Genomic DNA, 11118 nt, shown 5'->3' on the forward strand with positions numbered 1-11118 from the left:
GGCGCAAAATCACCGTCATTGCCAACCGACATCACAAATGGTGTCCATCATCAGATAGTGGACACGATCATCGCGCCACTCTTCAGACAACTATCTCCAACATCGAAATCAATGCCAGGCGGCCGCTAGCGAAGGGATACGTTGTTTCACCCTCTGACCACGACGGCCAGGCTCTCCTGCAGCAGGACGGCGATCCGTTCCTCATCCATACGCTGCCGCCAGCGTGTGAGGGACGACCGGTCAAAGGGAAGCTCATGGAAGAAGAACTCCTCGCCGCAGAAGAACTGGAAATAGGGGTTCTCCACCCAGCGGGCGCTGAGTTCCTCGTCCGAGAGATTGAACGTGTGCTTAAGGATCGCCGACCCGCCATCAGCCGGGTCGGCAGCCGCGGCATGCCGGGCCCATCGCTGTAGACCTCACTGCACCTGGCTTCGATCGTCTCCCATGACACCGTCTTCGCCAGCCGCACGAGTTCGTGGTTCATGTTGATGATCTGGTCCAGACGGGATCGGAAAAGGTCCTGCGTTCCCGTCTCACGGCGCTCGCGTGGCAACATCCGCGACTCTCCCAACTGGCCTCTCAGCCGCAGTGAATCACGCTTCTCGCCGCTGGTGAACCGCAAAATGAACTTGCCAGGAAACCACTGTCCTCCCCATGCAATCGTGCCAAATCGAAATCTCGGAAGATCGCAGTCAGACTCACAAATCAAGGGGTTGGGAATAGTTGACGGGGGACCATTGAGACGCGCCGCCGATAGATCGCCTGCCACGGCAGCCCATGCCTCACAGACGCAGGATGACGTGCGCGACCTTCAGGCAGGTGGCTTGAGACCTCCCAAAGCAAGAAGCGCTTCAACGATCTTATGGATGCGGCTTCCAATCGGCCTCGACGCACGGACGCGGCGGATGGAACGCGGTACATCGCCTTTGATAGCCGCCAGCAGAAGGGCCTGGTACTGATCGAAGAGCATGGGGCCCCCCTCATAGGCCGGCTGCCACAACTCCCGGGCTTTCCAGGCGGATACGTCATCGCGGCATAGCGTCTTCACGGCCCGCAGCACCCGGCGAAGTTCGATCGTGTTGGGCGGAGGTACTTCTAAACAGGTGTCGGCCGGTGATGGAACAAGTTCAGCGCCAGCCCTGGACTCAGTCGCTGCCCTGGCCAAGATGTTCATTCGAGCGTGACCCAAGTAAACCTCCCAAAATTCGAAGGTGTAGAATCCCGGTTATTCCGTTGGATTCGAGTAATCTCTCCCCGAGATCGACATCCACCACATGACCGGACTGGCGACAGTGAGTTTTGCGCTAATTGGCAACATTGGCAAGATCAAGCCTTGGCATGCGTCATCATCAGCCGGCCAAAGCCGTGATGTTTCGCCGTTGCTGCCCGAGACGACCGCAAACTGTGATCATGTTACCGAGATTGATCAGTGACCCGTCGTCTGGTCATTCCGGCGTACCTCCTGACGTCCAGGCTCTCGCTGAATGGGCTGTTTCGCGCAACCTTCTATTCCTGCAGGCGCTGCCATAGCAGCATGACAGGTTGAAATCGCATCAGAATACATCACCAACAGAGTCCGGATCAGCACCGGATTATCAAAGAGCCTCTCTTCGAATTCGTGGCCTTCGTGCCAGTCTTCAAGCACTACGCCTGCCCAATCGGCTATCTCTACAGTTTCGGCTTCCGACAGTGCGTCCACAGGCCGAGCAAACTTCTGCAGCGCCAATGCCTGATACAATTCAACTATGATGTTGCCGAGACGCAGATGGTATTCTTGAACCATGAGGGATTTTCGCACGCAAACGTTTGCGCTGCGTTAACCGATTTTAGGTCATCAGCTAGCGCCATTCTCCCGTAGGCAAAGATATCAAGAAGGCGGCCGGCTCAGCCTCTTAAACCGGCCGCCCCAGCATATCCGCTGGATGATCTCGGCGGCGTCGCCATCAGCATTCCCCAGGTCCGGGGCACTGGCGATCACATAGAAGGGCACCGTGGCTTCCGGCTTCAGGTTCTGCCGGTAGGCCACCATGCGCTTCTTGAAACCCGTGGCACCTTCCGCCGTGATGTAGACGACGGCACCGGCCTGCATGGCCTTACCGGCCCAGACCCAGCCTGCAGCAATGTGCATGGCCATGCCATCCCAGAACGTCAACTCCAGCGAATTCAAACCCCAGAAATCCACAACGCCACTTGAGGCGGCAATCGCTTGTGCCTCAATTGCCGCATACTAATCAGTCTACTGACAATCTCTGTACTGGTGAATAGATCGGGCTAGGCAGGTATTTGCAGGAGAGTGACATACTTCTGGCTTGCGATCTTGCCCAAGCCCTGAGCTGCTCCGGGTTCACCGAAATAGAACCCTTGAAGCTGATGACAGCCCGCGAGTCTCATGATCTGAGCCTCTTCCTCGGTCTCCACTCCCTCAGCAATGATATCAGCGGAAAGCCCTCTGGCAATAAGGATTGTCCCCTGAACGACCTGCTGTGTGGCAGGATCTCTCAGTATTGCCTGGGTCAGTGAACGGTCGAGTTTGATCTTGTCGAAGGCATAGTCGCGCAGGTAGCCGACACTTGCGTAGCCTGTGCCAAAGTCATCAAGCGCGACAGTCACACCAGATTGCTGGAGTTCCTCGATGGCTCGCTTGGCGCGTTTGGGGTTTTTGATCAGAACTGATTCAGTGAATTCGATTTCTAGCCGGTTGAGCGGCAGGCCATTTTCGGCCGCGATCCGCTTGATGTCAGAGACGAGACTGGCATTGTTGATCTGAACTGGTGATATGTTGACGGCGAGACGTAGGTCCTGCCACTGGGCAGTATCGCGGCATGCGATCCGGAAGATTAATGCGCTCAGTCCATCGATCAGACCATGTTCTTCGGCAATTGGGATGAACTGATCGGGCGTAAGAGTGCGGTGTGAGGACTTGGGCCAACGAGCCAGTGCTTCGACGCCAAAAATCTCACGGGTGCCCGACTCGACCATGGGTTGGTAGGCAACATCGAACTCGCCACGAGCAATGAAGTCCCTGAGTTCATTCGCGATCGATACGTCCTCGCTACGCTTGATATCGAGCGTGCCGTTAAAGCGGCGGCAGCGATTGCGGCCCCCATCTTTCGCATCATACATTGCGATGTCCGCGCGGCGCATGAGCTCCGCAGGCTCGAGGGGTTCATCACCGAGTTCTGCAATGCCTATGCTGGCACCGATGTTCGCAATGCGACCGGAGATGTCAAATGGCTCCTTCACGAAAGCAAGGACAGCGCCCGCGATTACCTCTGCTCGCCCTGCGGCATCCTCGCCGCTGACCAATACGGCAAACTCGTCGCCACCCAAGCGAGCCAAAGTGCCCTGACCCATCACGAGGCTGGACAATCCAGCAGCAACGGCCTGAATCAGCCGGTCTCCCGTTTCGTGATCGTAGGCATCGTTGACGGCTTTGAACCCATCAAGATCGATGAAGATCAAAGCCAGCTCCGACGACTTCGCGACTGCCAGGGCTTTGGTCAGGTCGTCCAGCAGACTGACGCGGTTCGGCAGGCCGGAAAGCGCATCGCGCCGGGCGGCATATTGGGCCTGCTTCTCATTTGTATCCATTCTGCTCATGGTGCGGACATGCACCAAGGAAATCGGGATCATCACCCCGACCAAGGCCAGGATCGACGCGAGAGCGCTGAAATAATAGGATTGGCGAGCGGCATCGCCCGGATGACGGGCCTCCCACGACGCCATTGCTACCGGATTGCCCCAGTGGTCGTGTAGAACATTGGCGCTCTCGGTTGGTGTGCTCAGTGGCAGAATTCCAAGCCCGTCAACAACATACTGTTCGCCCATCCTTCCCAACATGTCCCCGGAAAGGGACTTTGCGAGTATCAGGACGTTCGGGGACTGGGCTGGAATCTTGACACCTTGGCTCGTTGGCAATATCGGCGCTGCCGCCATGATCGCAAGACCATTCGGCGTGTTCGCCAGCGTACTCACAACCTGGAATGTCGAGTTGTCCATAGGCAGGGTGCTGAGGATTTGATCGAGTGTCTTGCCAAAGTATGCTTCGGCAGAGTCATTTAAAATGATGTCATTCCGGTATGCGCTGATGCGATTTCCCTGTGCATCGACAATGAACATCGTATCATAATTGACGTCCGTCGTGGCATAACCCCAAGTGTCGTAGATCCACTTCTCGTCTATTGGACCATAGGTTTGACTAGCCGCATCGTCCCAGTGGGCATTGTCCGTCACTGTACCGGCCAGTCGTTCTTCAGCGGCAGAAAATGCAGATCGGACTGTCTGCCAAGTCCTCGTTGCCTCCTGTTTGTTGACGCTCTGCGATATGCCCTCCAGCATGCTGAATGAAGTCCAGAACATGCCCAATGCCGCAACTGCAACAGGTAATGCGATCAAGAGAACGAGTGTGATCTTCGGTTGGTCCGTACGGCGCACGTGATACACCACTGATAATTGGTCCGCTGACTTGGGACCCTCAGGGTTAAAGCCCGAGTTAAAGGCGACTGACGAAAGGAATATCTGACTTCCACCTCGCTAATGATTTTGTTGCAATTGAACACTCCAGAGTGCAAGCCGTCGATGACGGTGCCATGCCGGAAGCGGAACGACCACAACCGTGTTCGCCTGCTCGCGGCAAGCCCTCAGACACTCAACGGGCAAATTGTTGCGCCAGTATAAATGAAGTTTAAAGCTTCAAAGGCTAGTTGTCAGCGTGAGGCCAGGTGAGCCAATGCTGAAGACTATCGAGCAGATGCTAGTTGCTTCCCATGCGTCTTCATTGGCGGGCGACGACCCGACACACAACACATCTCAACGGATGTTCAGTCGCCCCTACGGTGAGAGCGATCACCGGAGCACCCAGAGTCCGCGCGCGGACATAGAATTTCAAAGCCTCTTCGACAACGCGATCTGTGGGATCTATCTCGATTTTCTGGATGGCAAACCCATTCGAGCGAATCGGGCGCTTTGTACCTTCAACGGGTATGACAGTGAGGCCGACCATCTTGCAGCCGTGAAGAAACATGGAGGGAGCTGGTACGTCGATCCCGACCGCGCCAAGTATTTCCAGCATCAACTTGAGCTTCAGGGATACGTCCGGGATATGGTGTCAGAGGTTTACCGTCATCGGACCCGGGAAAAAGCATGGATTGCGGAGAATGCCTGGTATGTCCGCGACAAGGATGGGACGCCTCTTTACATAGAGGGGACGATTCAGGATGCCACCGAGCGTGTCCAAGCTACGGCCGAGATCGAAAGGCAGGCAAATACTGATGCGCTCACCGGTGCCGCCAGTCGATTTGGCTTCATGAAGGCATTGCATGACGCAGTTTCGCCGGACCAGGGGTTGGTTGCCTTGCTGACAGTGGATCTCGACAAGTTCAAGGCCGTCAACGACATCTTCGGTCACAGTTCAGGCGACATGGTCCTGAAGGTCGCTGTCAAAAGATTGCGAAAGTCAACCAACGGGTTCAAGGCAACCATCGGTCGTCTGGGCGGAGACGAATTTGCAATCCTGGTGCAACAGTTTCAAGGCGAAGCAGAAATCAGAGCAATTGCAGCCGCAATCGTAAGATCACTGGCTGCGCCCATCGCGATTGAAGGGCAAGACATTGTCGTGGGTGCAAGTGTAGGCGCAGCAATCAGCCCGACGCATGCCAGCGGCGCCAAGGATCTTCTCAATAGCGCAGATTTGGCGCTCTATGAAGTCAAGAAAGGTGGCCGCAACGGCTTCTATGTCTTCAATCCCGAGATGAAGGCACTTCAAGCAAAGCGAAAGAAGCTGGAACTTGAACTCAAGGCAGCAATCTACGACGATACGCTAGACTTGCATTATCAGCCCATTGTAAATTCGAGTAGTGGCCGCGTCCGGGGCTATGAGGCGCTGATACGATGGATGCATCCGTCAAGAGGCCTGCTACCTCCCGGTGAATTCCTGCCAGTGGCAGAAGAAGCTGGTTTGATGACGGCATTGGGGGCGTGGGCTATACGCAGGGCTTGCGAACAAGCAGTTTTTTTCCCAGAAGATTGTCAAATTTCTGTCAATGTCTCTCCTAGTCAACTCCGCTCGTTAAGTATCGTTGATGCCGTGAAGGGCTCACTCGATGCGACCGGTCTGGCTCCTGGCCGCCTCGTCCTGGAAGTCACAGAAACCGCCATTCTTGGTGGAGAGTCCAACGCGGCTCGGGTGATTGAAGACTTGCTTCTCTTGGGCGTGGGATTGGCACTGGACGACTTCGGAACCGGCTACAGTTCACTCAGTCATTTGCAGCGATTTGCTTTCACAGAAGTGAAGATCGATCGATCATTTGTCGCTGGAATTGGTACTATGCCCGTCAATCTTGCCATTGTTCGCGGCGTCATTGGCATTGCACGCGAAATTGGCATCGATGTAATCGCGGAAGGAATTGAGACTGAGGCGCAAGCTGAAGCGTTGAGAAGGGAAGGTTGCGAGTACTTGCAAGGCTACCTGTTCTCGAGACCAATGCCGTTTGCTGACGTCGTCACTGACTTGGCGGTACAAGAGTTGCGGAGAGGCATTGTGAAAGAGAGAGCAAGAGGATCGCACGCAGCGTGAGTTGTGAACGTAAATCGACTCAATTGATGAAGGAAGGGCTGCAACAGCCTGCTCTGCGATGACTTTCTCTACATGACCACCTGCTCGCAAACTGCTAGGAGGCTCTTCAGATCATCGAAGAATTGAGTAGTTATCGGCTAGATCCGAGCCGTGTGTTCTGAGATCCAAATTGCCGCTGTGCCAGCTCCGGAATCGCAAATGCGGGACCCGAAGGCGATGAGGCCGGTCTTGCGATTTGAGAGATTCGTTTCATGCTCCGCAGCGACAAACCAGTATGAGCGGCTACCTTTTCCAACTCCAAGCCAGTGTGCTTGCCGTCACAGGATGAAATCACCGGCCGTGAAATTTACGAGGCCGTTCACTTCAATGGTAAAGTTCGCAGCACCCCCACCGGTGATGTCGCCACTGACCAAGGTGTAGTCATCGGCAGTTCCGGCGTTGTCGAACTTCTGGAAGATCAGTTGGCCGGCAGCATTGGAAAAAGCCGAGCCTGCAAATGTGAAACCGTCATTTACGCCCACCGTGGCGTTGATGGCATCAATACCCGAAAGGTCAATCTTGTCTCCTTGATCTCGCCTGAAATCCAAGATCACGTCGCGCGTCAGGGCCGTCGTACCGGAGTCCCCCCAATAGGCGTAAGCAAAGTGGTCAGCACCAAGGCCTCCGCGCATTGAATCCTTGCCGCTGCTGCCTGTCATCTGGTCATCGCCAGCACCACCAGTCAGGGTATCATTGCCACCGAAACCGCCGCTCAGAATGTCGTTGCCGGCGCCGCCTGTCAGCTTGTCGTCGCCGTAGCCGCCGTCCAGCGTTGCACCTGCATTCGCGGCTTTGAGTATGTCATTGCCGCTTCCGCCCTGCACGATGTTGACACTGGCACCAAGGTTATGTGCCGAAGACGTGATCCTATCGACACCATACCCGCCGGTGTAATTGACGATTTCGCAGCCCAGAATCCTTGAGCCGTCATAAAGTGTGGTCGATGCTCTGGAGAAGTCGGCTGTGATCGCAGTGCCGACGATGTTGAACTTGATCGTCAAGGTATCGATGCCGCCGCCGCCGTCAATAATCGCAGAACTCGATGCGGTATCGATGAAACTGGCCTGCCTCGTCAGGGCGTCGTTATCGGCCCCGCCGAAGAGCGAAGCGCCATTGTAGACGGTGCTCAGCTGGTCAGCCCCGGCTCCACCCGAGATCGTTCCACCAGAGCCGTTGGTCACCACGTCATCGCCGGATCCGCAGGAAATGTTCACAAGCGCAGCGGCATTTGTCACGGTGCTGATACTGTCGTTGCCCGCACCCGCCTGAACGGTTGCGGTGCCTGAACCAACACCGATCGAGTCGTCGCCTCCAGCCGAGTTGATGAACGCGGTCAAACCGCTGAAACTCACAGTGTCAGCCCCGGCCAGGCCCGTGAAATTAAAGTGGCCAAGGATATTGCCGGCGTTGACGACCAGCCTTTCGATGGACTGGAAGGCTAGGAACTCGCCATCTTCATCCGACATGCTGCCGCCGCCGACTGTCAGGTCGGTAATCGACGAGCTTCCCTGGCTCCAGCGCAACTGATCGTTGCCAGTGCCACCATCGACCTGTTGAACGGCATCGCTGGTGACGCCACTGACATTGATCTGGTCGCCGCCGCCCCGGCCATCAAGCGATCCTGCCAGGAAGGTGATACTGTTCTGGTTGTTGAGGATAAGCGTGTCGGCCTTCGCGCTCGCCGAGACATTGTACCGGAATTGCCCGCCCACAAACAGCAGGCTTTCGAAATCCTTATAGGTGGCAAGGTCAGTCGCGCCCTTCGTGATGGTGAATGACGAGCTGAAGTCGAGAACGATTCCTGTCTGGGTCTGCAGACCCATTATACTGAGCTGGTCCTCGCCAACGCCGCCCTGCACGATCTGGCCCGCGCCGAGGTCCCATACTTCGACCGTATCATTGCCTCCCCCGGCATTGACCTTGTCGCGATGGGAGTTGGACAGGATGAAATCATCTCCGCCAAAGCCATTGAGGACATTCAAGCCATCGGAGTTGTTCGTGTCGTCGCCCTGAAGGACATCGCCCCCCGAGCTTCCGCTCAGCGTGTCGTCGCCATCGCCGCCGTAGAGTTCACTGCCGCCAAAATGGGCCGTCAGCACATCATTGCCGCCAAGCCCGAAGATCCGGTCGCCGCTGTTCAGCGCGGCGTAAACATCGTCATTCTCAGTAAGTGGAATACTTGCCATGCGAAATGCTCCAGTGGCTTGCAACTTGCCGATGAAGAGTTCCACAAGTGGCAGCCGTGGTCAACGTGAGATAGTCTCAGGTTTTAGCCTTGGCCTTCTCGCGCTTGGCCAGATGGTTGGTGAGTATACAGCATCGCCGGCCTTTGCCTGCCGCGCTCGAACTCGCCTGTTTCCACGATCCATCCCTTGGCCAGAATGGAGCGGCGGAAGTTGCGCTTATCAAGAGGCTGGCCTTCGACGGCTTCGTAGACTTTCTGGATCTGGGTGAGGGAGAAGCCAGGTGGGAGCAGGGCGATGGCCAGTGGTTCCTGATCAAGTTTCGCGATGAGTGCCTGGCGTCCCGCCGTGATGATGTCCCTGTGATCGAAGGAGAGCTTTGGCAGCCGCCTGACCGGGTGCCACCTGGCGTCCTCGGCATCGGAGCCTGATTGAAGGATGTGATCGCCTGCCGGAACAAGCGCCAGATAGGCGGCAGTAATGGTGCGGCCTCTGGGATCACGGTGGGGGTCGCTGAACGTGGCAAAGGCCTCGAGATGGGCACTTTTGACGCCAGTCACTTCAAGGAGTTCCCGGGCCGCGCACTCGTCGAGTGTCTCGGTCTCCTGAAGGAACCCGCCCGGTAGCGCCCACAGGCCTTTGAAGGGCTCGGCTCCCCGATTGATCAGCAGGATGCGGAGTTCGTCGTCCACTACGGTGAAGAGGCAGATGTCAGTGGTGACCGCCGGGCGGGGGTAGTCATAGCAAAAGGTCGGCTTTGGCATTAGTTTATTGACAACACTATGTGGTTTCTCTAAGTGTGTAGTTAACACTTAAGCCCTGAACCCACCACCCCTTTGAAGCGTCTGGTTTCCGGGACCGTCGAGCACCAGAACGTCGAAACCGGAAAGCGTTGCCGCGCGCAGATCGACACTGGCCGCCGTGGACTTCAGGTACACTTTTTGACATCGAAAATCTGACCGGATCCGCCGGGCAAGACCGCCTGACCGGTGATGCAGGTGACAGCCGTCTCGACGGCAGCGGCGGAAATGACACGCTGATCGGTCTTGGCGGCTCTGATGCGCTGCTTGGCGGAGTCGGCATTGACACGGTCGACTACGAGGGCTCGACAGCGTGCGTCACGGTCAACCTTGTGGCGGGTATCGGCAAAGGCGGCGATGCAGAAGGCGATACTCTGACAGGAATCGAAGTTGTGCTTGGCTCGGCCAGTGGCGATGATCTGGCCGGCGCGGCAGACGACAACAGCCTGCGCGGCAATGCCGGCGATGACATTCTTGAAGGCGGTGCAGGCCGAGACGTACTCGATGGCGGTGACGGCCTAGACCTTGCCGCCTACCGGGGCGGCGACAGTATAAACATCGACCTCGCTCTGGGCTTCTTCTCCGACCTGGTAGCAGCCGACCAGTTCAACAATATTGAAGGCTTCATTGGCAGTGATGCCGGCGGCAACGTGCTCAAGGGCGATGATGCGAACAATGTCTTCCTCGCAGGTGGCGGTCAAAACTTCTTCGCCGGCCGTGGCGGCGACGACACGTTGACTGGAGGATCGGGGGTGGACAGGATGAGAGGTGGCGGCGGATCGGATATGATTTCTGGTCAAGATGGTGCCGACCGAATTGATGGCGATGCAGGCAATGACACTCTGGACGACGGCACGGGCAAGGACATTCTTGACGGAGGCAACGGCAATGACCTGCTGGCGGGCGGTGACGGACGTGACGTGTTCGTATTCTCAGGCCGGACCTTCGGCCAGGTTAAGGTCACAGACTTCAAGGACGGATTGGACATCATTCCGCTGAGCAATGCCAAAGCGCCTTCTTTCGCCGATTTCGCGATCGCAGGAAACGGGACAGATCATGTCATCCTTGTCATCGGCGGCCAGTCGATCGACGTGCACGGAGATCAGCCGATCTCGCTTACATCTGCCGATTTCAGCTTCCTCTGATGGGTTGATAGACTTTGCCCATATGAGCGCGGCCCGGTACTGGGGCCTGGTACAGGAAGCATCGTTTAGAGACGAAGCCGCTCTGATTGGCCAGAGTCAAACCTGGGCGAGTCTTCCAGACGCATGCTGATGGTCGCGGCTCAATCGAACTCCCACGGCTTTGGCGCGTTTGAGAGTTCGTCAAAGGGGCGGCGTGCGTTGAAGGAGGAGGGCGAGCAATCCGTCGGAGTTGTCGAAAGGGGGATGTCCCGCTCAATGTAGAAAATTGGAGTGAGGTTGGCGTTGCTCTCCTCGAGCCGTAGGCTCGGGGTGTTCAATCCTGAATGGAGAGCAACACCATGAAGAAAGCTACCACGTCTATCGAGGCGCTTGCCAGT

8 protein-coding genes and 1 pseudogene are annotated in these 11118 nt (G+C 56.6%); 2 read left to right on the plus strand and 7 right to left on the minus strand.

Annotation, left to right across the window (positions count from 1 at the left end):
• Nucleotides 1–152 precede the first annotated feature (152 nt).
• The 4 genes and pseudogenes from ACEW8Q_RS08545 to ACEW8Q_RS08560 all read right to left on the minus strand — a co-directional run.
• Nucleotides 153–556, minus strand: a pseudogene (locus tag ACEW8Q_RS08545) (transposase); the annotation flags it as partial.
• 870 nt (nt 557–1426) lie between these two features.
• Entirely contained in the window at nt 1427–1783 is a 357-nt protein-coding gene (locus tag ACEW8Q_RS08550; protein ID WP_373503630.1) for a hypothetical protein, read from the minus strand.
• A gap of 84 nt (nt 1784–1867) precedes the next feature.
• Nucleotides 1868–2128, minus strand: a complete 261-nt coding sequence (locus ACEW8Q_RS08555) for a hypothetical protein (protein WP_373503631.1) — start codon at nt 2126–2128, stop codon at nt 1868–1870.
• A gap of 143 nt (nt 2129–2271) precedes the next feature.
• Nucleotides 2272–4434, minus strand: a complete 2163-nt coding sequence (locus ACEW8Q_RS08560; protein ID WP_373503632.1) for an EAL domain-containing protein — start codon at nt 4432–4434, stop codon at nt 2272–2274.
• Nucleotides 4435–4729: 295 nt separating this feature from the next.
• Between ACEW8Q_RS08560 and ACEW8Q_RS08565 the strand changes: the two genes are divergently transcribed.
• Nucleotides 4730–6574, plus strand: coding sequence for a putative bifunctional diguanylate cyclase/phosphodiesterase (locus ACEW8Q_RS08565; protein ID WP_373503633.1), 1845 nt, complete (start codon nt 4730–4732; stop codon nt 6572–6574).
• A gap of 317 nt (nt 6575–6891) precedes the next feature.
• Here the strand turns inward: ACEW8Q_RS08565 and ACEW8Q_RS08570 are convergent, their stop codons facing one another.
• Nucleotides 6892–8799 (minus strand): beta strand repeat-containing protein, encoded by a 1908-nt coding sequence (locus ACEW8Q_RS08570; protein WP_373503634.1) that lies wholly within the window; start codon nt 8797–8799, stop codon nt 6892–6894.
• An 83-nt stretch (nt 8800–8882) separates the two neighbouring features.
• A complete protein-coding gene (locus ACEW8Q_RS08575) occupies nt 8883–9560 on the minus strand; it encodes an NUDIX domain-containing protein (RefSeq protein ID WP_373503635.1) in 678 nt (225 codons plus the stop codon).
• Between the two features lie 128 nt (nt 9561–9688).
• Between ACEW8Q_RS08575 and ACEW8Q_RS08580 the strand changes: the two genes are divergently transcribed.
• Nucleotides 9689–10741, plus strand: coding sequence for a calcium-binding protein (locus ACEW8Q_RS08580; RefSeq protein WP_373503636.1), 1053 nt, complete (start codon nt 9689–9691; stop codon nt 10739–10741).
• 140 nt (nt 10742–10881) lie between these two features.
• Here ACEW8Q_RS08580 and ACEW8Q_RS08585 read toward each other — a convergent pair.
• The coding region (locus ACEW8Q_RS08585) for a hypothetical protein (protein WP_373503637.1) at nt 10882–11118 on the minus strand (237 nt) is incomplete at its 5' end.

This window comes from Aestuariivirga sp. (assembly GCF_041738905.1).
Taxonomy (GTDB): domain Bacteria; phylum Pseudomonadota; class Alphaproteobacteria; order Rhizobiales; family Aestuariivirgaceae; genus Aestuariivirga.